Here is a 24,038-nt window from a genome sequence, read left to right as displayed (position 1 = left end):
TTTTCTTCACGCAGCATGATCGTTTCCACCTTTTCACCGTCCCGCGCCCTACGCAACCCGCACCTGCAGACGATCCTGCCGCGGCTGCTGCGACGGCGCGCCCTGTTGGCGCCGGTGTGGCAGCGTTTAACCCTGCCGGACGGCGATTTTATCGATCTGGCCTGGAGCGAGGCGCCGCAGCCCGCTCGCCATAAACCGCGGGTGGTTCTGTTCCATGGGCTGGAGGGCAGCGTGCATAGCCCCTATGCCCACGGCCTGCTGCACGCCTGTCGGGAGGCGGGCTGGCTGGCGGTCGTGATGCACTTTCGCGGCTGCAGCGGTGAGCCCAACCTGACGCCGCGTTTCTATCACTCCGGCGAAACCGGGGACGCGCGCTTTTTTTTGGCGTGGCTGCGACGCACCTTCGGTCAGGTGCCCACCGCGGCGGTCGGGTTCTCCCTGGGCGGCAATATGCTGGGCTGTTATCTGGCCGAAGAGCAGGCACAGGCCCCGCTGGAGGCAGCGGTGATGGTCTCGGCGCCGCTGATGCTGTCGGCCTGTGCGGCGCATCTGGAGCGCGGCGTGGCGCGGATTTACCAGCGTTACCTGTTACATGAGCTTAAGCAGAGCGCCCGACGTAAGCTGCGCCGTTATCCGGAGATGCTGGATCTCGATCCGCTCCAGCTGCGGCGTATGCGTAGGCTACGCGAGTTTGACGATCAGATCACCGCTCGCCTGCACGGGTTTCGCGATGCGGATGACTACTATCGGCGCTGTAGCGCCCTGCCGCGGCTGTCGACGATCCGCCAGCCGCTGCTGATCATTCAGGCACGCGACGATCCCTTTATGACGTCGGCGGTGATCCCGCCGTTGGGATCGCTGCCGTCCAATATCGAATACCAGCTGACGGCGTTTGGCGGCCACGTCGGCTTTATCGGCGGTACGCTGCGACATCCCTTCCCGTGGCTGGAGCAGCGCATTCCTGCCTGGTTAGCCCCCTATTTGGAGTAAAACGCGTGATCATTCCTTGGCAACAGATTGCCCCAGAGACGCTGGATAGCCTGATCGAGGCTTTTGTCCTGCGAGAGGGGACTGACTATGGCGAGCAGGAGAGGAGCCTGACGCAGAAGGTGGAGGATGTGCGGCGTCAGCTGCAGTGCGGTGAGGCGGTCGTGGTATGGTCCGAGCTGCATGAAAGCGTCAATATTATGCCGCGCAGCCAGTTTAAGGGCGCGGATTAGCGCACGTTGGCGTATTTTCCCGCGCGGCGCCCGGCGCCGCGCTGTGCAAATAAAAAGCAAAAACGTCGCAGGCGGAGAAAAAACGGCGGCGAACAGTGAGCTATTCCATGCTGAAGCGAGACAGTGCGAGACAGTAAGGCCAAGCTATGCTACAAACTAAGCCGACATGCACCTTTAATGGAATGAAGCGGGTATAGATCAAGATCGCCGGGGATCATCTCCCTTAGGCTATGGAAACTATATTCGACAAGTGCAGTGCTATAGCAGGTTACTAGGCAGTTTCCCGGCCCCGTCCGGCGGGGGGTGCGTTTGGCGCACCGGGGATGCGATAACAATAGAGGATAATAGCGAATGGTTCTCGGCAAACCGCAAACAGATCCAACTCTCGAATGGTTCCTGTCCCATTGCCATATTCACAAATATCCGTCCAAAAGTACCTTGATTCACCAGGGTGAAAAAGCGGAGACGCTTTATTACATCGTAAAGGGATCTGTAGCGGTACTGATTAAGGATGAAGAGGGTAAGGAGATGATCCTCTCCTACCTGAACCAGGGCGACTTCATTGGCGAGCTGGGGCTGTTTGAGGAAGGGCAGGAGCGCAGCGCCTGGGTGCGGGCGAAGACCGCCTGTGAGGTGGCTGAAATTTCCTACAAGAAATTCCGCCAGCTGATCCAGGTTAACCCGGATATTCTGATGCGTCTGTCTGCCCAGATGGCGCGTCGTCTGCAGGTCACGTCAGAGAAAGTCGGTAACCTGGCCTTCCTGGATGTGACGGGCCGTATTGCCCAGACGCTGTTGAATCTGGCCAAGCAGCCGGATGCGATGACGCACCCGGACGGCATGCAGATTAAGATCACCCGTCAGGAGATCGGCCAGATCGTGGGCTGCTCTCGTGAAACGGTAGGACGTATTCTGAAGATGCTGGAGGATCAGAACCTGATCTCGGCACACGGTAAAACCATCGTCGTCTACGGGACGCGTTGATTTTGCGCCCGCGCCGCACGGGCGGCGCGGAATCTTCAACCCATCCCCAGGATGGTGCTCATGTGGCGGCGGTTTATCTACCACCCGGAAGTGAACTATGCACTGCGCCAGACGCTGGTTTTGTGTCTGCCGGTGTTGTTCGGGCTTATGGTAGGCCAGCTGCAGCAGGGGCTGCTGTTTTCTCTGGTACCGGTCTGCTGCAATATCGCCGGTCTTGATACCCCCCATAAACGCTTCTTTAAACGCCTCGCGGTGGGCGGCACCCTGTTTGCGCTCGGCAGCCTGTTACTGCAGATGGCCCTGCTTTGGTCGGTGCCGCTGCCGCTGGCTATGCTGCTTTTGGCGCTGCTGTTTGGCGTCAACGGCGAGATCAGTCCGCTGCACGCCCGTTTACTGCCGGCAACGCTGGTCGCCGCCATCTTTACCCTTAGCATGGTGGGGATGGTGCCTATCTGGCAGGGGCCGCTGCTGTATTTGGTCGGTACGATTTGGTACGGCGCCTTCACCTGGTTTTGGTTTGTCCTGTGGAAAGGGCAGCCGATCCGCGAAACCCTGAACCAGCTGTACCTGGAGCTGGCGGATTACATTGAGGCCAAGTACAGCCTGCTCACGCAGCACAGCGATCCGCAGACGGCGCTGCCGCCGCTGCTGAACCGCCAGCAAAAGGTGATGGATCTTATCAGCGTGATCTATCAGCAGATGCATATGCTGTCCCTGGTCCATAACCCGGAATATAAGCGGTTGGTGCGCTACTTTCAGGTGGCGCTGGATCTACAGGAGCATATTACCGTCAGCCTCTCCCAGCCGGAGGAGGTGCAAACTCTGGTGGAACAAAGCCAGGCCGAGGCGATCATTCGCCGCAACGCGCAGGTGGTGGCCGGGCGTCTGCGGGTACTGGCGGATGACATCCTGTACCACCGCTACCCGCAGCATTTCTCTATGCGCAGCGAGGTGTCGGCGCTGGAAAAGCTGGCCAGCCGCTACCCGGAGAATCCGGTTGGGCAGTTCTGTCTGCACCATTTTAGCCGAATGGCGCGTCTGCTGGAGCGGCAGCGTCCGCTCTATCAGCGCCAGCTGATGGCGACCCAGCAGCGTCTGCCGTTCTGGCCGGCGCTGCGCGCCTACTGCTCCCTGAAGTCGGGCGCGCTACGCAACGCGCTGCGCCTGGGGCTGACGCTGGCGGCCGGCGGCGGGCTGGGGATCCTGCTGGCGCTGCCTAAGCCCTATTGGATCATGCTGACCACCATGCTGGTGATCCAGAATGGCTATAACGCGACGCGGGTGCGTATTCAGCACCGGGCGATGGGCACCTTTGCCGGTCTGATCATCGCCGCCGGTCTGCTGCAGCTGACGCTGAGTGAATATGTGATGCTGCTGGTGATGCTGCTGGTGACGCTGGGCGCCTACCTGGTGCTGCGGAAGAATTACGGTCTGGCGGTGATCGGCTTTACGGTCAGCGCCGTATTCACCCTGCAGCTGCTGGCGTTGAACGGCTCGCACTTTTTGGTGCCGCGCCTGGTGGATACGCTGCTGGGCTGTATTCTGGCCTTCGCCAGCACCATCTGGCTGTGGCCGCAGTGGCAGAGCGGCCTGCTGCGTAAAAACGCCCATCAGGCGCTGGAGGCCTACCAGGATGAGCTGCGCCTGCTGCTCTCCGCCGATCCGGGCGTGAGCGAGCTGGCCTATGCCCGGATGCGCAGCAACCAGGCGCAGAACACGCTCTACTCCTCGCTGAGCCAGGCGATGCAGGAGCCGGGCTTTGATTCGCGCTATCTGGCGGACATGCGCCTGTGGATCAGCCACAGCCAGTTTATTGTCGAGCATTTGAACGCGATGACCATTCTGGCGCGCGAGCACTATATGCTGACCTCGCGTCTGGCGCAGGACTACCTGCAGTGTGGTGAGATCGCGCTGCAGCTGTGTCAGCAGCGTCTGGAGCACGATGGCCCGAGCAGCAATGACAGCCAGGCGGTGCCGATACCCGAGCCACAGCAGGGGATGCCGATGACGCCGATGGAGGTGCATCTGCGCCGTATCCTGTCGCACCTGCGCACCATGCATACCATTTCATCTATCGCCTGGCGCCAGCGCCCGCATCACGGGCTGTGGCTCAGCCGTCGGCTGCGCGACTGATTCCGCGACTGATCCGGGGGCGCCGGCGATTTATTTAGCCGCGCTGGCCGTAGTAGGCATCCGGCCCGTGCTTGCGCCGGAAATGCTTATCGCGCAGCGCCCGGTCCAGCGGGGCGAGGCGCGGGTTCAGGCTATAGGCAATCCAGGCCATTTTGGCCACCTCCTCCAATACCACCGCGTTATGCACCGCCTGCGCCGCGCTCTCCCCCCACGCGAAGGGGCCGTGCTGGTGAACGACGATCCCCGGCATATGGCTCGGGTCGCGCTGCGCCAGCGTTTCGATGATGACCCGCCCGGTGTGATGCTCATAGTCGTGGTCGATCTCGGCGGCGCTCAGCGCGCGGGTGCAGGGGATGTCGCCGTCGAAGTAGTCGGCGTGGGTAGTGCCGAGCGCCGGGATCGCCCGTCCCGCCTGTGCCCAGGCGGTCGCGTGGGTCGAGTGGGTATGCACGATACCGCCCAGCTGCGGGTAGCGGCGGTACAGCGCCAGGTGGGTCGGGGTGTCGGATGAGGGGCGCAGCGCGCCAGCGACGATCCGTCCGTCCAGATCGACGACGACCATCGCCGCGGGGGTCAGCGCCTCATAGGCGACGCCGCTGGGTTTGATGACGACATAGCCGCGCTGGCGATCGATGGCGCTGACGTTGCCCCAGGTAAAGGTGACCAGCCCGTGGCGCGGCAGGGCCATGTTGGCCTGGTAGACCTGCTGTTTCAGCCGTTCCATGAGGCCTCCTGCGTCACCGCCAGTCCGGCGCGTCGCATCCGTTCAATGATCCACTCACGCGCCTCGCGCACCGCCTGCAGCGGGTCCGGGGCGCTTTCGCTCCACATCTCGATCAGGTAGGGACCGCGGTAGCCATGGCGATCCAGCGTGCGGAAGCAGGTCTCAAAGTCGACCACACCGCTGCCGAAGGGCACATCCCGAAACTGGCCCGGCCGGGTATCTTTGACATGCACGGCGACGATGCGGTCGATGCCGGCCACCAGCTCCAGCTCGACGTCATTATCCCAGGCCGAAAGGTTGCCGATATCCGGGTAGACCTGGAACCAGGGGCTGCGCAGATAGCGGCAGTAGCCGAGCGCTTTGCTAACGGAGTTGAGCAGCGGCGTGTCCATGGTTTCCATGGCCAGCGTGACCTGCGCCCGGCTGGCCATGGTGACGGCTTGGCTCAGCCCCTCGCGGAACAGTCGGCGGGTCAGGGCATTGCCCTGCTGATAGTAGACGTCGTATCCCGCCAGCTGAATAACCCGGATACCCAGATCCTGGGCGAGGGTAATCGCGTGGGCCAGCAGCCGCAGCGCCTGACGCCTGACCGCCGGATCCTCGCTGCCCAGCGGAAACCGGCGGTGGGCGCTGAGGCACAGGGAGGGAATACGCACGCCGCTGTGCGCCATTGCCGCCAGCAGATCCAGACGCTGCTGGCGCGACCAGGTCAGTCGGGCCAGGCGGCGATCGCTTTCATCGATAGACATTTCGACGAAGTCGAACCCGAGCTGCGCGGCCTGCGTCAGGCGTCGTGGCCAGTCTTCGCCGGCGGGCAGCGCCTTTTCATAGATGCCCAGCGGCACCGTGGAATGCAGCATGTCGCGCTCCTTAGCCCCACAGCTGGGCGATACGCTGTTGGAAATGGTGGGCGGCGGCCAGCGGATCGTCGGCCTCGCGGATGCTGCGCCCGGCGATGAAAACATGCACCGGGATCCCCTGAAACAGCGGCAGATCGTCCACGGTGAGGCCGCCGGTGACCGTGACGCGAAAGCCCATGTCGCTCAGACGGCGTATGGCGTCGATATCCGCCGCCCCCCAGGTCGCTCCCGCCGCCTGTGCGTCGCGGCTGCGGTGGTAGACCACCTGACCGATACCTGCTTGGCGCCAGGCCTGCGCCTGCTCCCAGGTCCAGTAGCCGGTCAGCTCGATTTGCAGATCGCCGTCGAACGCCTGGGCGACCGCCAGCGCGCCCTTGGCCGTGTTGATGTCGGCGCAGCAGATCACGGTGATCCAGTCGGCGTTGGCCTCAAAACACATGCGCGCCAGGATGGCACCGGCGTCGGCTATTTTGGCGTCGGCCAGGATTATCTTGTGGGGGTAGAGCGCCTTGAGATCGCGTATGGCGCGCACGCCCTCGCCGACGCACAGTATCGTGCCGACCTCGATGATATCGACGGCCTCGGCGATCTGCCGGGTGGTGAGGTAGGCCGCCTCCAGCGTCGGGTTATCCAGCGCGATTTGCAGCATAGGTAGGGATGATGTCATGAGGCGACTCCTTGGGGATGCGATGGGGTTGTTGCCGTATCGATGAGCGTGAGCACCTGCGCTGGCGTGCGGCAGGCGCGCAGACGCGCAAAGTTGGCCTCATCCTCGAACAGATCGACGATCTGACGGATGCCGACCTCCTGATGGGTGTGGGCGTCGACGGCGGCCAGGGTGATCAGAATGTCCACCGGGTCGTTATCCTCATGGCCGAACGTGACCGGCGTCCGCAGGGTGACCAGCGCAAAGCCGGTCTTGATCACCCCCTCTTCCGGGCGCCCGTGCGGCATGGCCAGCCCCGGCGCCAGCACAAAGTAGGGGCCAAAGCGCGCAACGCTATCCAGGATGGCCCGGTAGTAGCGTGGCTCCACGACGCCGGCGTCGACCAGGAGATCTACGCCGATCCTGACGGCCGCAGGCCAGTCCGCCGCCTCGGCCTGTAGGCGAATGCTGTGGTTTTCCGCCAGCGAGTCTCGCAGTTTCATCATGGCTCCTTAGCTGAGGTCCTGGGGAAAGTGGGCGCGGATGACCTCCATCAGCCTGGGGCCGAACTCTTCCGCCGACAGCATATTGCGTACCCCGACCACGTATTTATTGCCGCTGACGCTGATCTCGCCGGCGACGTGGGTGGATGCAATGATGATATCTGCGCCGCTCAGCTCCGATTTATACTCGCCGACCGCGCAGCTGTTGACGCTGTGGTCAACGCCCTGCTGGGTTAGAAACTGATCCACCTTCATCTTCATGATCATTGAACTGCCTTGGCCGTTACCGCAGACGGCGAGAATGCGTACTGTCATGATGTTTCTCCATGGAGTTAGAGTGTTGCACCGCGCGCCTGATCGGCCTGCGCCGCCTCTTCCGCGCGCAGGCTGCGCCCGGCAACCAGCATGTAGGCCAGGGCGATCAGCAGCAGAACGCCCATGAACCATAGGCCCAGCGTCAGCCCCTGGATCATCGGCGGGGCCAGGATGGACCAGTCGGCCATCCCCATCCAGGCGCTGAGCCCGGTAAGCTTGACGGCCCAGACGCAGCCGAAGATTTCAATCATCCCCATGACCAGACAAATCTTGATGGCCGCTCGCCAGCCGCCGAAGTGGTTGGCAAAGACGCCGATCGTCGCGTTGGAGAAGAACATGGGGATAAAGCCGGGGATGATCAGGATAGGTGACCCCAGCAGGATCAGGATGCCGATGGCGATCAGTTGCCCGATGGTGCCCCAGATAAACCCCCACACGACGGCGTTGGGGGCAAAGCTGTAGATGGCCGCGCAGTCGATGGCCAGCACGGCGCCGGGGATCAGGCGCTGAGAGATGCCGGTGAAGGCCTCTGACAGCTCCGCGACGAACATGCGCACCCCCTGGACGATGATGAAGATTGCGACGGCGAACTGAAAACCGGTCTGCAGGATGTAAATGCTCCAGTGGGTTTTCCCCGCCATCAGCTGGACGGTGTCCAGCCCGAAAGAGCAGAGGATCAGCCCGAAGAACAGGGTCATCACGATCGCGGTCGAGACGATATTGTCGTGGAAGATATTCAGCCAGCCGGGCAGCTTGAGGTCTTCAACGCTCTCCTCCCTGCGCCCCAGATAGGGGGCCAGCCGATAGGCCAGCCAGGAGGCAAACTGCTGCTGATGGCCAATGGAGAAGCCGCAGCCGTCGGTGACCTCCTGGGTGGGGCGATACATCATGTTGGCGGTGATGCCCCAGTAGAGTGAGACCAGCAGCGCGCTGCACAGGATCGTGGTCCACATGGGATAGCCGAAGATATAGAACACCACGGCGATAAGCCCGGCTTGCTGAAACATGATGTGGCCGGTCAGCATGATGGTGCGGATGCCGGTGAGGCGGCGCAGCAGGACGTAGAGAATGTTCAGCGCCAGCGCTAGCAGCACGGTATAGCCTACCCAGCTGTAGGCGTCACCCATGCGCTCGATGGTGGCCATCATCGAGGCGTAGGTATCTGAAATGGCTCCGTTGATGTGATAGACCTCGGACATTTTGGCTACCACCGGTTTGAAGGTTGAGGTCAGGATGCCGGAGCCCGCCTGCAGCAGCATAAAGCCGATGATGGTTTTGATGGTGCCTTTGATGATCACCGTCGCCGGTTTACGCAGCAGCAGGTAGCCGAGACAGGTGACAATCCCCAGCAGCAGGGGGGCGTTGGTCATCACCTGATTGAAAAAAATCAGAAAGGCACGGTACAGAATGTCCATAGCGTTCTCCGTTCGGCGTGGATCCTGAGCGCGGATCGGGGGAGATGCGCTCAGGGCTGTGTATAATTCGACCACTCTAGCAATCGTTAAAAATCACTTAAAGATTAAAAATGATCATTTGTGATTATGATCTCAACTTGTCGATCGCCCCGTGGACGGGCGTTCCTTTAGCCGCACCGTACGCCGCCACATTTTTATCTCTATGATTATAAATATTTATTTGCATGTTTGTGGCCATGGCGCCGCAGCGCAGGGGAAGGGGCTATTGCGGCGCGCATCTCCTGCGCTCAGCTCACTGCGCTATTGCAATCAAAATTGATCTAAATATGATTGATATTGATTTTATGCGCTGCACTGGCGAGCCGATAGGAGGCCGACGATGAGTAAACTTGATGACATTACCCGCGAGTCCTGGATCCTGAACACGTTTCCGGAGTGGGGGACCTGGCTGAACGAGGAGATAGAGCAGGCGACGGTGGATCCCGGTAGCTTTGCGATGTGGTGGCTGGGCTGTACCGGGATCTGGCTGAAGTCGGAGGGGGGGGCGAATCTGTGCATCGATTTTTGGTGCGGAACCGGTAAGCGCAGCCATGCCAATCCGTGGATGGCGACGGGGCACCAGATGCAGCGGATGGCCGGGGTACAGAAGCTGCAGCCCAATCTGCGCACCTCGCCCTTTGTGCTCGATCCTTTTGCCATCCGCGAGATCGATGCGGTGCTGGCGACCCACGACCATAATGATCATATCGATATCAATGTGGCGGCCGCGGTGCTGCGCAATGCGGCACCGGACGTCCCCTTCATCGGCCCGCAGCGCTGCGTCGATCTGTGGGTATCGTGGGGTGTGCCGCGCGATCGCTGCCGGGTGGTGGTCCCCGGCGATACGATCCGGATCAAAGATACGGAGATCGTGGCGCTGGACGCCTTCGATCGCACCGCGCTGATCACGCTGCCGCCGTCGGAGCGGGCGCAGGGTACGCTGCCCGACGGTATGGATCTGCGGGCGGTTAACTACCTGTTTAAGACGCCCGCGGGTTCGCTGTACCACAGCGGCGACTCCCACTACTCCAACTATTACGCCAAGCACGGCAACGATCATCGCATCGACGTGGCGCTCGGCTCCTATGGCGAGAACCCGCGCGGGATCACCGACAAGATGACCAGCGCCGATATCCTGCGGATGGCCGAGGCGCTGAAGGCCAAAGTGGTGATCCCGTTTCATCATGATATCTGGTCTAACTTCCAGGCCGATCCGCAGGAGATCCGGGTGCTGTGGCAGATGAAGAAAGATCGTCTGGGCTACGACTTCACCCCCTTTATCTGGCAGGTGGGCGGTAAGTTTACCTGGCCACAGGATCAGGGGCGGCTGGAGTATCACTACCCGCGCGGCTTTGACGACTGCTTCACCCAGGAGCCAGACCTGCCCTTTAAGGCCTTTTTGTAGCCGGGTGGCGGCGGTATCTGCGGCAGAGATACCGCCCGATTTGTTTCCCCGCGGCTTTCAAATATACTCATGTTGTAATCATCACTGAGCCTGGATTTTCATGACGGAATCACAACGACATCAGACCCTGCTGGAGATGCTGCAGCAGGATGGCTTTGTCAGCGTTGAGCAGGTGATCGCGAGCCTGCAGGTATCGCCGGCGACGGCGCGGCGCGATATCAATAAGCTGAATGACGCCGGTAAGCTGAAAAAGGTGCGTAACGGCGCGGAGGCCGTGAGCCCCAATCGTATGGCCTGGACGCCGATGAATATCCACCGGGCGCAGAATCACGATGAAAAGGTGCGCATTGCCCGCGCCGCCTCGCGGCTGGTGCAGCCGGGGGAGAGCGTGGTGATCAACTGCGGCTCGACGGCGTTTTTGCTGGGGCGGGAGCTTTGCGGACGCGATGTGCAGGTGATTACCAACTATTTGCCGTTGGCTAACTACTTGATAGATCAAGAGCACGATAGCGTGGTGATCATGGGGGGGCAGTATAATCGCACCCAGGCGATCACGCTGGCGCCGGCGGACGGCGATGCCTCGCTGTATGCCGGACACTGGATGTTTACCAGCGGTAAGGGGCTGACCCCCGAGGGGCTGTACAAGACCGATATGCTGACGGCGATGGCAGAGCAGAAGATGCTGAAGTACGCCGGTAAGCTAGTGGCGCTGGTGGACAGCAGCAAGGTGGGGCAGCGGGCCGGCATGCTGTTCGCGCGCGCGGGGCAGATAGACATTCTGATCACCGGTCAGGATGCCCCGGCGGAGGTGGTCGCGCGCCTGCGCGAGTGCGGCGTACGGGTTGAGCTAGTGTAAACGGGAAAGGCCAAAAAGCCGTGCGTCGCGCGGCAGATCACGCGATAGGGGCCGTCGCATCCGGCCCGCCTGAGGATATCAGTAGTAAGAGTGGTCGCCGCGCTGGTGCTCGGTCAGATCGCGTACGCCCTTCAGCTCTGGGAAGCGCTGCAGCAGCTCTTTCTCGATCCCCTCTTTCAGGGTGTAGTCCACCATGGAGCAGCCGTTGCAACCGCCGCCGAACTGCAGGATGGCGTAGCCTTCATCGGTGATCTCCATCAGCGAGACGCGACCGCCGTGGCCCGCTAGCTGGGGGTTAATCTGCGACTGCAGAATATACTCCACGCGTTCGATCAGCGGCGCATCGTCGGCGACTTTGCGCATCTTGGCGTTGGGGGCTTTGAGGGTCAGCTGCGAGCCGAGCTGATCGGTAACAAAGTCGATCTCGGCATCTTCAAGGAACGGGGCGCTGATTTCGTCGACATAGGCGCTCAGTTGCTCAAAGTCCAGCTTACGGTCATTGGCTTCTACGGCGTCCGGCGGGCAGTAGGACACGCCGCACTCCGCGTTGGGCGTACCGGGGTTAATGACAAAAACGCGGATCTGGGTACCCGGCTCCTGGTTTGCCAGCAATTTGGCAAAGTGCTCTTGCGCTGCTTCGGTAATACGGATCATGGCATCTGCTCAATAGTTGACTTCTCCGGTCGGTTATAATACGCCGATCGTAAAATGCTCACAAGGTGCGGCACAGGCAGATCGTCTCTACCGACATCACACCCTGTGCGATCAGCAGGCGGGATATTTCGCTCAGGGTGCTGCTGGTGGTGATCACATCGTCGACCAGCAGCACCCGTCGCCCGGCCAGCCCCCGGTGCGCGGCGAAGGCGCCGCGCAGGTTGCGCCGCCGCTGCGCTGCGCTGAGCCCTTGCTGGGGTGGGGTACGCCGGGTGCGCCAGAGCCACTGGGGGCGGAACTCGGCCTGTAGCCAGCGCGCCAGCCAGCGGGCCAGTTCGGCGGCCTGGTTGTAGCCGCGCTGCCAGTGGCGCAGGCGGTGCAGCGGCACCGGCAGGATGAGCTCGGGGCGCGCCCGCGGCGCGCGGCGGCGATCCTGCAGGTAGTGCAGCAGCATCAGCCGGGCCAACGGCACGGCCAGCGGCCACTCCGCGCGGTATTTCAAGCGCTGTACCAGCGGCGCCAGCGGCGGCAGATAGTCGCTGACAAACGTCAGTCGCTGCCAGAGCGGCGGGCGCAGCAGGCAGCGGCCGCAGGGGCGCTGGGTATCTGCGCTGGGCAGGCCGCAGCGGGGACAGCAGGGGGGCGGTATGGGCAACGCCCGACGGCAGGCGCTACAGATACCGACCGGCGCCCGCAGGGGGAGGCGGCAGATCGCGCAGCGTCCGTGAAGTGATACCATAGGCTCCGTCCTGAAAGGTCTAAGGTAAAAGGAGACCATAACCGATGAGTGCGCTGTTTTGGCATACCTGCGGCGCGGGTAAACGCGATCTTGTGCTGCTGCACGGCTGGGGGCTGAATGCCGAAGTGTGGCGTTGCATTGTTCCCCTGCTCTCCGCGCAGTTTCGCCTGCACCTGGTCGATCTGCCCGGCTATGGGCGTAGCGGCGGCGATACGCCCTATTCGCTGGCGGAGATGACGCAGCGGGTGCTGGCGCAGGCGCCGGCGCGGGCGCTATGGCTGGGCTGGTCGCTGGGGGGACTCGTCGCCACCCAGGCGGCCCTGCATCACCCGCAGCGGGTCAGCGGCTTAATCACCGTCGCCTCCTCGCCCTGTTTCACGGCACAGACGGCGTGGCCGGGGATCCGCGACGATGTGCTGCACCATTTTCAATCACAGCTGCGCGATGATTTTCAGCGTACGGTGGAGCGTTTTCTGGCGCTGCAGACGCTGGGGACCGACAGCGCCCGGCAGGATGCCCGCGCGCTGAAGTCGGTGGTGCTGGCGCAGCCGATGCCGTCGGCGGCGGTCTTGAACGGGGGGCTGTCCCTGCTGCGCGAAACCGATCTGCGCTCGCAGCTGGCGACGCTGGCGCCGCTGTGGCTGCGCCTCTATGGTGCGCTGGACGGTCTGGTTCCGCGCCGAGTGGCGCCGCTGGTGGATGCGCTCAGCCCGCGCGGCCGCTCGCTGATTATTCCCGGCGCCGCCCACGCCCCCTTTATCTCCCACCCTGCGCCCTTTTGCGCCGCGCTGTGCGATTTTGCTGGCGAGGCGTCGGCATAATGGGCTGAGACAAAAAAAAGCAGCCGCATCTGCGGCTGCCTGTCGAGGGGCGTCAATGGCTACGGCGCGCGTTTAGTGCAGCGTGCGTATCCGGTAGACGACGGTTTCACATTTTTTCTGCGCTTCGGGACAGCCTTTACAGCTGCCGCTCAGGCACCCGCTATCCATATCATCGACCTTTTCCACACATCCCATGTGCTCCAGACGCTCCAGCATGGCGCGTACCAGGGCCGGCGTACCGCCGACCTCACGACACAGGCGCTGTAGCTCAATGCGTCCATGCAGCGCGACGGTATCCCGGACTTGCAGTAAGGTGGTCATCATGGCGCTCCGTTAGGGTGATCAGTGGCAGCTGCCGCTATTATTGCAGCAGCAGCTGGCGCTGGCGGCGTTGCTCATGCGCACGGTGACCCGCTCGCGAGAGCGGCGCAGAACGATCAGCAGCGCCAGGTTAAACAGTATGACGACGCTGATGGCGATCAGGCTGTAGTCCGGATGGGCGCTGAAGTTGACCGCCTGGTAGTACAGGGTCGCCAGCGAATAGGCTACGTTCAGCCCCCAGCCGATGGAGAACAGCATCCAGCCGCGGCTGCTTTCACGGGCGATAGCGCCCATGACCGATACGCAGGGGACGTACAGCAGCACGAAGATCAGGTAGGCATAGGCGGCGCTGGCGCTGCCAAATTTGCTGCTCATGACCCCCATGGAACCGTTGCCCATTTCACCGTCGCCCTTGCTGGCTTCGATGGGGTTGGAGAGAACGCTGATACTGAAGGTATCCTTCAGCCCTTGCCACGTCTCATCCAGCGCCTCTTTCAGGCCGCCGGCCAGGCTATAGCTCTGCGGATCGAACGTCTCTTCATTGATATGCTCGGCGGTATACAGGGTGTTCAGGGTGCCGACGACCACCTCTTTGGCCATGGCACCGGTCACCAGACCGACGGTGGCCTGCCAGTTATCCTCTTTCACGCCAATCGGCTGCAGCAGCGGCGTTAACACCTTACTGGTCGTGGCCAGCGCGGAGTCGTTGAGATCGCTGACCGGCTTACCGCTGAAGGAGAAGCTGTTCAGCGCGCCGATAAAGATACTGACGATGATGATCACGCGTCCGGCGCGAATCACAAATCCCTTCAGACGCTGCCAGGTCTGCAGCAGCAGGCTTTTGAGATGCGGCACGTGGTAGACCGGCATCTCCATCACGAACGGCGAGGACTCGCCGCGCATCAGGGTATGCTTCAGCATCAGCCCGGTCAGAATGGCCATCACGATACCCAGCAGGTACAGCGAGAACACGACGAATGCGCCGTTCTGACCAAAGAAGGCGGCGGAGAAGACGGCAAAGATGGCCAGTCGTGCGCCGCAGGACATAAAGGGCGCCATCAGTACGGTGATCAGCCGCTCACGCGGTGCATCCAGGGTTCGCGCCCCCATCACGGAGGGCACGTTACAGCCGAATCCGACGATCAGCGGGACAAAGGATTTCCCGGGCAGCCCCAGCGCCTGCATCATCCGGTCAACGACGAACGCCGCGCGGGCCATGTAGCCAGAGTCCTCCAGGAAGGAGAGGAACAGGTACATCATGCCGATCTGCGGCACCAGCGGCAGTACGGTATTGATCCCGCCGCCGACCCCTTGGGCCAGGAAAATGGTTAGCCAGTCGGGGAAGTTCAGGGTTGCCCCCAGCCACTGGATCCCCTGAATAAACAGGGTGGCGGAGCCAATGTCAAACAGCGGCTGCAGCGCGCCGCCGATGTTGATGGCCAGCAGGAACATCAGGTACATCACCAGCAGGAAGATGGGGATCCCCAGCCAGCGGTTTAGGATCACCCGGTCGAGCTTTTCCGTCAGGCGGTTGGGCTGCGCCTGCTGGCTATTGCTGACGGCATCGCAGATGTCGGTGATGCTTTGGTAGCGGGCGTTGGCGATGATCAGCGCAGGATCTTCGTTCAGGGTACGCTGTAGGGTATCGCGCACCTCCGGTAGCAACGCCAGCGCGTTGCTGGCCCGCGAAGAGCTGTAGATATCACCCTCCAGCAGCTGCAGGGCAATCCAGCGGCGCTGCTGCATGGTCAGGGAGTCGGGCATCACCTGCGATAGGCGATCGACCTGGCTCAGCAGCAGCGGGGGATAATCAACCAGCGCCTCCACCGCACAGACCGGCGGCATGTCGATGGCTCGCTTCAGGGCGCAGATCCCTTCGCTGCGGGTAGAGACCATCGGGATTACCGGGCAACCCAGGCGCTTGGAGAGGGCGTCGATGTCGATCTCAATCTGCTGGCTACGGGCGATATCCAGCATGTTGAGTGCGACGATGCAGGGGATGCCCAGCTCCAGCAGCTGGAGCGTCAGGTAAAGGTTGCGCTCTAGGTTCGCGGCATCCACCACGTTGACGATCAGGTCCGCATCGCCGCTGAGGATGTAGTGACAGGCGATCTGTTCATCCAGCGAGGTCTGCTCGGAGATAGTGGTCAGCGAATAGGTGCCGGGCAGATCGACCAGCTTGACCTGATGCTGGGGCGTTGCGAACTGCCCCTCTTTACGTTCGACGGTGACGCCGGCCCAGTTGCCTACGCGCTGGCGCGCACCGGTCAGCTGGTTGAACAGCGTGGTTTTCCCTGAGTTGGGGTTACCGATTAACCCAATGGTCAATTGTTTCATAATTTACTGTTTTTTGGCGAAGACAGACACTGGCACGGGCGTGAAGCGCCCGCGCTATCCCTTGAGCATAGGCCGATGAAGGTGGCTATGCGGTGCGTTTAGGCGCGCTGCTGCGCGCCGATGGCGGCGACGGCCGCGCTCTGCGGCGCAGGCTGCGGCTCGCCCATCGGTTCAATATTCAGCAGCGCGAGATCTTTCTTACGCAGCACCAGGCTGACCCGGCGCGCCTTGACCTCAATGGGATCGCCCAGCGGCGCGATACGCACCACCGTAAACGGCGAGCCGGGCAGGAATCCCAGCGAGAGCAGCTTTTGACGGTAGGCCGGACTGATATTCGGTGAAAAGCCCAATATTTTGTATTGATGACCCGGAAGAAGCCGATGCATATAAACCTTCTTACTTATTACGACAGTCATTGCGCTGAGCCTTCACTCGGGGGCGCCGGCGGCATGGTGTTGGCTGGAGAGGGCGCCTGGGTGAACACGCAGTATAATAAAACTGATAATCGTTTTCATCTGTGTTTCAAGCCGAACGTCGCGCGGCTTACGTCAACGACGCGCCGTACGCTAAAGCGGCCATCGTCCTTACTATCGCTGTGTTTTAGCACTATTTTAAACAGTCCGCAAATGAGAATCATTCGTTAAAATGGTTAATGGAATGTGCCTATTTTTTGTGTGGGATTGAGGGGCGTCGACGCCATCGCCTGCTGCTTGCCGCCGAGAGCGGCGACGGGAGAGTGTCATTTTGATGATTTATTCATTGATATCATATTGATATGAATTATTGGTTCCGCGGATGAAAAGGCGCAGTGCACGGAGTGGCGGCCAGCGTCAGGGCGGGAGGTACGCAGTATCGGGTAACTTTACGTAACATTTTCATTACCTTTCCGCGCGGCGGACGGCGGGGGAAGATTATGAAATTGCGATGAAGTCTCATTTAGATTTGCATTATGTGATGAGCATCACGCCCCCACGGCGGGGGGCGTGACGTCGCCGTCAGCGCTTGTTTTTGCCCAGCGCTGCCGCCAGGGCATCCCCCATGGCGCTGTTGCCGCTGTTTCCCGCGCGTTCAGTGCGTCCTTGGCCCGTGCGTGCCGGACGCTGTCCCGGACGGGGGCGTTCACCGCTGCTGCGATCGGCCGACGAGCGTCGGCCTCCGCCTTCGCCGGGCTGCTCATCCAGACGCATGGTCAGGGCGATGCGTCGGCGAGCCTGATCGACCTCAAGGACTTTCACCTTAACGATGTCGCCGGCTTTAACCACCTTGTGCGGATCGTCAACAAACTTATGGGCGAGAGAGGAGATATGCACCAGGCCGTCCTGATGTACGCCGATATCGACAAAGGCGCCAAAGTTGGTGACGTTGGTGACCGTTCCCTCCAGGATCATCCCGACGCTGAGGTCGGCCAGGGTTTCGACCCCCTCGGCAAACGTGGCGGTTTTAAACTCCGGACGCGGGTCGCGCCCCGGCTTTTCTAGCTCACGCAGAATGTCGCTGACGGTCGGAACCCCGAAACGCTCATCGGTGAAGGCTTTCGGGCTCAGGCCGCGCAGCGCATCGGGGTTGCCCATCAGCATCGCCAGGCTCTGCTCGGTTTTCGCCAAGATCCGCTCAACCACCGGGTAGGCCTCCGGGTGCACCGTCGAGGCATCCAGCGGGTTATCTCCGTGGGTGATCCGCAGGAAGCCTGCGCACTGCTCGAAGGCTTTGGGCCCCAGTCGGCTGACCTTAAGCAGCTGTTCGCGATTGGTAAAACGGCCGTTGGCGTCGCGCCAGCTGACGATGTTCTGAGCCATCAGGCGGCTCAAGCCCGCTACCCGAGTCAGCAGCGCGACCGAAGCGGTGTTCAGGTCGACGCCTACGGCGTTGACGCAGTCCTCCACCACGGCATCCAGCTTACGGGCAAGGAGGCTTTGGCTGACGTCGTGCTGGTACTGGCCCACACCGATGGATTTAGGATCGATCTTCACCAGCTCCGCCAGCGGATCCTGCAGGCGACGGGCGATAGAGACGGCGCCGCGCAGGGAGACATCCAGGTCGGGAAACTCCTGCGCCGCCAGCTCGGAGGCGGAGTAGACCGAGGCGCCCGCCTCGCTGACGATCACCTTCTGCGCCGTCACCTGCGGGAACTGACGCTGCACGTCGGCATAGAAGCGATCCGTCTCGCGCGACGCCGTGCCGTTGCCGATGGCCACCAGTTCGACGCTATGTTTTTGGCACAGGTTAGCCACGCTGACGGCCGCCTTGGCCGCCTGACCGGTATGCGGATAAATGGTATCGGTGGCAACCAGCTTACCGGTGGCATCGACGACGGCGACCTTGACCCCGGTACGCAGACCGGGATCCAGCCCCATGGTCGCGCGCAGCCCGGCCGGCGCCGCCATCAGCAGATCGTGCAGATTGCGGGCGAATACGTTGATGGCCTCATCCTCCGCCCGCTCGCGCAGGGTGCCCATCAGCTCGGTTTCCAGGTGCAGCAGCACCTTGATGCGCCAGGTCCAGCTGACCACGGCCTTGCGCCAGGCATCCGCCGGCGCCTGCGTCAATCGTAGCCTGAGGTGATCGCAGATAATCTGTTCACCGTAGCTCTCTTTCGGCGGCTCGTCGTACTGCGGATCGGGGTTGAGGGAGATCTGTAAAATGCCCTCGTTGCGTCCACGGAACATCGCCAGCGCTCGGTGGGAGGGCACGGCGGCGAGGGGCTCATGGTGGTCGAAGTAGTCGCGGAACTTGGCGCCTTCCTCCTCTTTGCCTTCATTGACCCGAGAGACCAGATGGGCATTTTTCCACAGGTAGTCGCGCACTTTGCCCAGCAGCGCGGCGTCTTCGGCAAAGCGCTCCATCAGGATATAGCGGGCGCCGTCCAGCGCCGCCTTGGTATCGGCCACCCCTTTTTCGGCGTCGATATACTGTAGCGCCAGGGTCTGCGGATCGTGCTGCGGCTGCTGCCACAGCGTATCGGCCAGCGGCTCCAGCCCGGCCTCGATGGCGATTTGCCCCCGGGTGCGCCGTTTCGGCTTATAGGGGAGGTAGAGGTCTTCCAGTTCGGTTTTGCTTTGGGTGGCACGGAGGGCGCTTTCCAGCGGCGCATCCAGCTTACCCTGCTCTGCGATCGACTTAAGGATGGTGGCGCGGCGCTCCTCCAGCTCATGCAGGTAAATCAGGCGGCTCTCCAGCTGACGCAGCTGTGTATCGTCCAGCCCGCCGGTGACTTCTTTGCGGTAGCGTGCGATAAACGGCACGGTATTGCCTTCGTCCAGCAGGCGGACGGCAGCGTCAACCTGCTCAGTACGCGCCTGCAGTTCTGTTGCGATAATACGGCTTAATGCGTCATTCATAGCGTTAGATAGTCTTGATGGATAAAAGCCAAGTCCCCGTTATACGGAGTCAGCCAGGAAAATGCCAGCCCGCGCGGACGGACTATGGCGTGACGTAGTCGATGGCATTGACATACCATTCCGCGTCACCCTGCGGCGTTGCAACGGTCGCGGCGTCGCCTACCTCTTTTTTCAGCAGCGCGCGGGCCATCGGCGAGTCAATGGAGATATAGTCGTTGCGGCCAAAGATTTCATCATAGCCGACGATGCGAAAGCGTTTGATATCGCCCCGCTCGTTCTCCACCTCGACCCAGGCGCCGAAGAAGACCTTACCGTCCTGCTGCGGGGAATAGTCGACAATTTTAAGTATGCTCATGCACTTACGCAGATAACGTACGCGTCTGTCAATTTCGCGCAGGCGCTTCTTGTTGTACTGATAATCGGCGTTTTCGCTGCGATCGCCCAGGCTCGCCGCCCAGGTCACCTTTTTGGTGACCTCCGGACGTTCTTCGCGCCACAGGTAATCCAGCTCCTGTTTGAGTTTTTCGTAACCTTCTCGGGTAATCAGCGGGGTTTTCATCTGTTATAACCTGAAGTGGATGCCACATCGTCCAGTGCCGCGCCGTGCGGCCCGATTATCACGTAGGCGCTGCGCGCGGCGGCGCAGCACAGCCTATCCCATTTTGCCCGCGTGGGCGAATAAATGGCGTGATGGTGCATTCAAGTTTGCGTAAGCATAAGATAAATAACCTTTGTAACAATTTAGGCTAGAATATAAACCATTATCTGCTGTCTGAATAAAGAGACTTTTCTGACAATAGATCGCTTCGGGTGCGCGCGATATCGGCGGCCCATAACCTGATTGCCATATACCGCTATACAGATAAGCACCGGGCTTTCTGCCTTTGGGAGTAAACCATGCAAGAAAATTACAAAATTCTCGTTGTTGATGATGATATGCGCCTACGGGCTCTGCTGGAGCGCTATCTGACTGAACAGGGATTCCAGGTGCGCAGCGTTGCTAACGCAGAGCAGATGGATCGCCTGCTGACGCGTGAATCTTTCCACCTGATGGTGCTGGATCTGATGCTGCCGGGCGAAGATGGCCTGTCTATCTGCCGCCGCCTGCGCAGCCAGAGCAACCCGATGCCGATCATTATGGTGACGGCCAAAGGGGAGGAGGTGGATCGCATCGTGGGGCTGGAAATTGGCGCAGATGACTATATTCCCAAGCCGTTTAACCCGCGTGAGCTGCTGGCGCGTATCCGCGCGGTGCTGCGCCGTCAGGCCAACGAACTGCCCGGTGCTCCGTCCCAAGAGGACGCCGTGATTAACTTTGGTAAGTTCAAGCTCAATCTGGGCACGCGCGAAATGTTCCGTGACGATGAGCCGATGCCGTTGACCAGCGGCGAGTTTGCCGTGCTCAAGGCGCTGGTGAGCCATCCGCGTGAGCCGCTGTCGCGCGACAAACTGATGAATCTGGCGCGCGGGCGCGAGTACAGCGCCATGGAGCGCTCCATCGACGTGCAGATCTCCCGTCTGCGTCGAATGGTAGAAGAGGACCCGGCGCATCCGCGCTACATTCAGACCGTATGGGGTCTGGGGTATGTCTTTGTCCCGGACGGCAGTAAAGCATGAGACGACTGCGTTTCTCGCCGCGCAGCTCTTTTGCCCGCACCCTGTTGCTGATCGTCACCCTGCTGTTCGTCAGCCTGGTGACGACCTACTTGGTCGTGTTGAACTTTGCCATTCTGCCCAGTTTGCAACAGTTCAATAAGGTGCTGGCCTATGAGGTGCGGATGCTGATGACGGATAAGCTGCAGCTGGAGGATGGTACCCAGCTGGAGGTTCCGCCGGCGTTTCGCCGCGAGATTTACCGCGAGCTTGGCATTTCGCTGTATACCAATTCAGCGGCGGAAGAGAACGGGCTGCGCTGGGCGCAACATTACCAGTTCCTTAGCCAGCAGATGGCGCAGCAGCTGGGCGGCCCGACGGACGTGCGGGTTGAAATCAGCAAGAATACGCCGGTGGTCTGGCTCAAGACCTGGCTATCGCCTGATATCTGGGTGCGGGTGCCGTTGACGGAGATCCATCAGGGCGATTTTTCACCGCTGTTCCGCTACACGCTGGCGATTATGCTGCTGGCGATCGGCGGAGCCTGGCTGTTTATTCGGATACAAAATCGACCGTTGGTCGAGCTGGAGCATGCCGCCCTGCAGGTTGGTAAGGGGCAGATTCCGCCGCCGCTGCGTGAGTATGGCGCCTCGGAGGTGCGCTCGGTGACCCGGGCGTTTAATCAGATGGCGGCGGGGGTTAAACAGCTGGCCGACGATCGCACCCTGCTGATGGCCGGGGTCAGCCACGATCTGCGTACCCCGCTGACGCGTATTCGTTTGGCGACGGAGATGATGAGTCCGCAGGATGCCTATCTGGCGGAGTCGATCAACAAGGATACGGAAGAGTGTAACGCCATTATTGAGCAGTTTATCGACTATCTGCGCACCGGTCAGGAGATGCAGACCGAGGCGTGCGATCTGAACGGTATTCTGACCGAGGTCGTGGCGGCGGAGAGCGGCTATGAGCGTGAGATCGATACCGATCTGGCCGACGGCGAGCTGTTGATCGACGCGCATCCGCTGTCGATTAAGCGGGCCGTCGTCAATATGGTGGTCAACGCGACCCGCTACGGTAATGGCTGGATCAAGGTCAGCAGCGGCATGGAGGGTGCGCGTGCCTGGTTCCAGGTGGAGGATGACGGCCCTGGGATCGACGATGCGCATCTGGCTCATCTGTTCCAGCCCTTTGTCCGCGGTGAAAGCGCGAGAACCACCAGCGGAACCGGCCTGGGGCTGGCGATCATTCAGCGTATTATCGATGCTCATCACGGTTCGCTGGATATTGGTCGCAGCGAGCGCGGTGGACTGAAGATCCGAGCTTATTTACGACGGGTCAATATGATCGCGGCCAATGCGCCCGATACCGCGCCGCGCAGCGGCGGGCGTCGTAAAGAGCGCGTCTGACGCCCCGACAGAGAGGCCAGTAACGCTAAAAAGAAAAGGATGCCCTTGGGCATCCTTTTTTACGTTGAGCGGCCGATATCCGCGTGGGCGTGCGTTAGCGCTGAGGGCCGGCGTGAACCAGCGCAGCGCCCGCGGGCGTATCGGTGTACTTATCAAAGTTGGTGATGAAACGCTGCGCCAGATCCTGGGCCTTCTCTTGCCACTGCTCGCGGTTGGCGTAGGTATCGCGCGGATCGAGGATCGCCGGATTGACGCCGGGCAGCTCGGTCGGCACCGCCAGGTTAAAGATCGGCAGGGTAAAGGTTTCCACCCGATCGATATCGCCGTTGAGGATGGCATCGATAATGGCGCGGGTATCCTGAATGGAGATCCGCTTGCCGCTGCCGTTCCAGCCGGTATTGACCAGGTAGGCCTGAGCGCCGGCCGCCTGCATCCGCTTGACCAGCACCTCGGCGTATTGGGTGGGGTGCAGCGTCAGGAATGCGGCGCCGAAGCAGGCGGAGAAGGTTGGCGTTGGTTCGGTCACGCCGCGTTCGGTACCGGCCAGCTTGGCCGTGAAGCCGGACAGGAAGTGATACTGCGTCTGATCCGCGGTCAGGCGGGAGACCGGCGGCAGGACGCCGAAGGCGTCGGCGGTAAGGAAAATGACCTTCTTGGCCGCCCCGGCCTTAGAGACCGGCTTCACAATATTCTTAATGTGGTAGATGGGGTAGGAGACGCGGGTGTTTTCGGTCTTGCTGCCGTCATCAAAGTCGACGCTACCATCCGCCCGCACCGTGACGTTTTCCAGCAGTGCATCGCGGGTGATGGCGCCGTAGATGTCGGGTTCGGCGTCGGCGGAGAGTTTAATGGTCTTCGCGTAGCAGCCGCCCTCAAAGTTAAACACGCCGTCATCGTCCCAGCCGTGCTCGTCATCGCCGATCAGACGGCGCTTCGGATCGGTCGAGAGCGTGGTTTTCCCGGTGCCGGAGAGGCCAAAGAAGATCGCCACGTCGCCCTGTTCGCCCACGTTGGCGGAGCAGTGCATGGAGGCGATGCCTTTTAACGGCAGCAGGTAGTTCATGATGGAGAACATCCCCTTCTTCATCTCGCCGCCGTACCAGGTTCCCCCGATCAGCTGAATGCGTTCGGTCAGGTTAAAGGCGACAAAGTTTTCGGAGTTCAGCCCCTGCGCCTGCCACTGCGGGTTGGTGCATTTGGCTCCGTTCATCACGATGAAATCGGGTTCAAAACCGGCCAGTTCATCCGCCTCTGGACGGATGAACATATTTTTGACGAAGTGGGCCTGCCAGGCCACCTCGGTAATAAAGCGAACCTTCAGGCGGCTGTCCGGGTTGGCGCCGCAGTAGGCATCGACGACGAACAGGCGCTTGTTGGAGAGCTGGCGGGTCACCAGCCCCTTCAGATGCTGCCAGACTTCCGGCGACAGCGGGTGGTTGTCATTCTTGCCCTTGCCCTGATCGGACCACCAGACGGTATCGCGGGTGGTGTCGTCGCGCACCAGGTACTTATCCTTGGGGGAACGGCCGGTAAAAATACCGGTATCCACGGCAACGGCGCCCAGAGAGGTAACGGTACCGCGCTCATAGCCCTGCAGGCCCGGGGCGGTTTCTTCCTTGAATAAGAGGTCGTAATCGGGATTATGGACGATTTCAGTAACGTCAGAAATGCCGTAGGAGGCGAGATCAGCTGCGGTTAAGCCTTTGGCATGCATTGAACTACTCCTTGT

The 24,038-nt window shown here is 61.2% G+C and carries 23 protein-coding genes; 9 read left to right on the top strand and 14 right to left on the bottom strand.

Translation table 11 applies throughout. From position 1 onward, the window contains the following. The first annotated feature begins 15 nt into the window (after positions 1 to 15). From L1P05_RS15870 to L1P05_RS15855, 4 genes are all read left to right on the top strand, one after another. Positions 16 to 990 (top strand): hydrolase, encoded by a 975-nt coding sequence (locus L1P05_RS15870; protein ID WP_012850098.1) that lies wholly within the window; start codon positions 16 to 18, stop codon positions 988 to 990. A gap of 5 nt (positions 991 to 995) precedes the next feature. Further along, positions 996 to 1,220 carry a YheU family protein gene (locus L1P05_RS15865; RefSeq protein WP_012850097.1) on the top strand — a complete coding sequence of 75 codons (225 nt, stop codon included), beginning with the start codon at positions 996 to 998 and terminating at the stop codon, positions 1,218 to 1,220. Positions 1,221 to 1,571: 351 nt separating this feature from the next. Beyond that, positions 1,572 to 2,204 (top strand): cAMP-activated global transcriptional regulator CRP, encoded by a 633-nt coding sequence (gene crp / locus L1P05_RS15860; protein WP_000242755.1) that lies wholly within the window; start codon positions 1,572 to 1,574, stop codon positions 2,202 to 2,204. Positions 2,205 to 2,264: 60 nt separating this feature from the next. Further along, positions 2,265 to 4,337: a YccS/YhfK family putative transporter gene (locus L1P05_RS15855; RefSeq protein ID WP_012850096.1), complete on the top strand. Its 2,073-nt coding sequence runs from the start codon at positions 2,265 to 2,267 to the stop codon at positions 4,335 to 4,337. A gap of 34 nt (positions 4,338 to 4,371) precedes the next feature. Here the strand turns inward: L1P05_RS15855 and L1P05_RS15850 are convergent, their stop codons facing one another. From L1P05_RS15850 to ulaA, 6 genes are read right to left on the bottom strand one after another with little or no spacing between them, the layout of a single operon-like run. Next, entirely contained in the window at positions 4,372 to 5,061 is a 690-nt protein-coding gene (locus L1P05_RS15850; protein WP_012850095.1) for an L-ribulose-5-phosphate 4-epimerase, read from the bottom strand. Then, positions 5,049 to 5,921: an L-ribulose-5-phosphate 3-epimerase gene (locus L1P05_RS15845; RefSeq protein ID WP_012850094.1), complete on the bottom strand. Its 873-nt coding sequence runs from the start codon at positions 5,919 to 5,921 to the stop codon at positions 5,049 to 5,051. Before L1P05_RS15845 ends, L1P05_RS15850 begins: the two co-directional genes overlap by 13 nt. A 10-nt stretch (positions 5,922 to 5,931) precedes the next feature. Beyond that, positions 5,932 to 6,588 (bottom strand): 3-keto-L-gulonate-6-phosphate decarboxylase UlaD, encoded by a 657-nt coding sequence (locus tag L1P05_RS15840; protein WP_012850093.1) that lies wholly within the window; start codon positions 6,586 to 6,588, stop codon positions 5,932 to 5,934. Further along, positions 6,585 to 7,070, bottom strand: coding sequence for a PTS ascorbate transporter subunit IIA (gene ulaC / locus L1P05_RS15835; RefSeq protein WP_012850092.1), 486 nt, complete (start codon positions 7,068 to 7,070; stop codon positions 6,585 to 6,587). The genes L1P05_RS15840 and ulaC overlap by 4 nt, the downstream gene beginning before the upstream one ends. 9 nt (positions 7,071 to 7,079) lie before the next feature. After that, a complete protein-coding gene (gene ulaB / locus L1P05_RS15830) occupies positions 7,080 to 7,385 on the bottom strand; it encodes a PTS ascorbate transporter subunit IIB (protein ID WP_041692559.1) in 306 nt (101 codons plus the stop codon). Between the two features lie 17 nt (positions 7,386 to 7,402). After that, positions 7,403 to 8,800 carry a PTS ascorbate transporter subunit IIC gene (ulaA, locus tag L1P05_RS15825; protein ID WP_012850090.1) on the bottom strand — a complete coding sequence of 466 codons (1,398 nt, stop codon included), beginning with the start codon at positions 8,798 to 8,800 and terminating at the stop codon, positions 7,403 to 7,405. A gap of 379 nt (positions 8,801 to 9,179) precedes the next feature. Between ulaA and ulaG the strand changes: the two genes are divergently transcribed. Next, on the top strand, positions 9,180 to 10,244 hold the full coding sequence (gene ulaG / locus L1P05_RS15820; RefSeq protein WP_012850088.1) for an L-ascorbate 6-phosphate lactonase: 1,065 nt from the start codon (positions 9,180 to 9,182) through the stop codon (positions 10,242 to 10,244). Between the two features lie 100 nt (positions 10,245 to 10,344). Further along, entirely contained in the window at positions 10,345 to 11,100 is a 756-nt protein-coding gene (gene ulaR, locus L1P05_RS15815; RefSeq protein ID WP_012850087.1) for an HTH-type transcriptional regulator UlaR, read from the top strand. Between the two features lie 78 nt (positions 11,101 to 11,178). Here ulaR and nfuA read toward each other — a convergent pair whose 3' ends face one another. Both nfuA and L1P05_RS15805 read right to left on the bottom strand, forming a co-directional pair. Continuing rightward, a complete protein-coding gene (gene nfuA, locus L1P05_RS15810; protein ID WP_005290532.1) occupies positions 11,179 to 11,754 on the bottom strand; it encodes a Fe-S biogenesis protein NfuA in 576 nt (191 codons plus the stop codon). A 58-nt stretch (positions 11,755 to 11,812) separates the two neighbouring features. Further along, entirely contained in the window at positions 11,813 to 12,493 is a 681-nt protein-coding gene (locus tag L1P05_RS15805) for a double zinc ribbon domain-containing protein (protein ID WP_012850086.1), read from the bottom strand. A 44-nt stretch (positions 12,494 to 12,537) separates the two neighbouring features. Here L1P05_RS15805 and bioH point away from each other — a divergent pair, with 44 nt between their 5' ends. Next, positions 12,538 to 13,314 (top strand): pimeloyl-ACP methyl ester esterase BioH, encoded by a 777-nt coding sequence (gene bioH / locus L1P05_RS15800; RefSeq protein ID WP_012850085.1) that lies wholly within the window; start codon positions 12,538 to 12,540, stop codon positions 13,312 to 13,314. Positions 13,315 to 13,386: 72 nt separating this feature from the next. Here bioH and L1P05_RS15795 read toward each other — a convergent pair whose 3' ends face one another. The 5 genes from L1P05_RS15795 to greB form a co-directional block, all read right to left on the bottom strand. Beyond that, the gene (locus L1P05_RS15795; protein ID WP_015462440.1) at positions 13,387 to 13,635 is read right to left on the bottom strand and encodes a FeoC-like transcriptional regulator; all 249 of its coding nucleotides are present in this window, start codon (positions 13,633 to 13,635) and stop codon (positions 13,387 to 13,389) included. Positions 13,636 to 13,656: 21 nt separating this feature from the next. Next, a complete protein-coding gene (gene feoB / locus L1P05_RS15790) occupies positions 13,657 to 15,972 on the bottom strand; it encodes a Fe(2+) transporter permease subunit FeoB (RefSeq protein ID WP_012850083.1) in 2,316 nt (771 codons plus the stop codon). A gap of 98 nt (positions 15,973 to 16,070) precedes the next feature. Continuing rightward, positions 16,071 to 16,358, bottom strand: coding sequence for a ferrous iron transporter A (gene feoA / locus L1P05_RS15785; protein WP_015683500.1), 288 nt, complete (start codon positions 16,356 to 16,358; stop codon positions 16,071 to 16,073). Between the two features lie 609 nt (positions 16,359 to 16,967). Next, positions 16,968 to 19,310, bottom strand: coding sequence for a Tex family protein (locus tag L1P05_RS15780; protein WP_012850080.1), 2,343 nt, complete (start codon positions 19,308 to 19,310; stop codon positions 16,968 to 16,970). Positions 19,311 to 19,392: 82 nt separating this feature from the next. Next, on the bottom strand, positions 19,393 to 19,869 hold the full coding sequence (gene greB, locus L1P05_RS15775) for a transcription elongation factor GreB (RefSeq protein ID WP_012850079.1): 477 nt from the start codon (positions 19,867 to 19,869) through the stop codon (positions 19,393 to 19,395). A gap of 338 nt (positions 19,870 to 20,207) precedes the next feature. Here greB and ompR point away from each other — a divergent pair, with 338 nt between their 5' ends. Next, a complete protein-coding gene (gene ompR, locus L1P05_RS15770; protein ID WP_005290509.1) occupies positions 20,208 to 20,927 on the top strand; it encodes an osmolarity response regulator transcription factor OmpR in 720 nt (239 codons plus the stop codon). After that, positions 20,924 to 22,309, top strand: coding sequence for a two-component system sensor histidine kinase EnvZ (envZ, locus tag L1P05_RS15765; protein WP_012850078.1), 1,386 nt, complete (start codon positions 20,924 to 20,926; stop codon positions 22,307 to 22,309). Before ompR ends, envZ begins: the two co-directional genes overlap by 4 nt. Before the next feature lie 94 nt (positions 22,310 to 22,403). Here the strand turns inward: envZ and pckA are convergent, their stop codons facing one another. Beyond that, on the bottom strand, positions 22,404 to 24,023 hold the full coding sequence (gene pckA, locus L1P05_RS15760; RefSeq protein WP_012850077.1) for a phosphoenolpyruvate carboxykinase (ATP): 1,620 nt from the start codon (positions 24,021 to 24,023) through the stop codon (positions 22,404 to 22,406). Positions 24,024 to 24,038 lie beyond the last annotated feature (15 nt).

Origin of the sequence: Edwardsiella piscicida (genome assembly GCF_021733145.1) — a bacterium.
GTDB lineage: Bacteria > Pseudomonadota > Gammaproteobacteria > Enterobacterales > Enterobacteriaceae > Edwardsiella > Edwardsiella piscicida.
The sequence above is the reverse complement of the archived record's forward strand: the minus strand, read 5'-3'. Positions and strand labels throughout refer to the sequence as shown.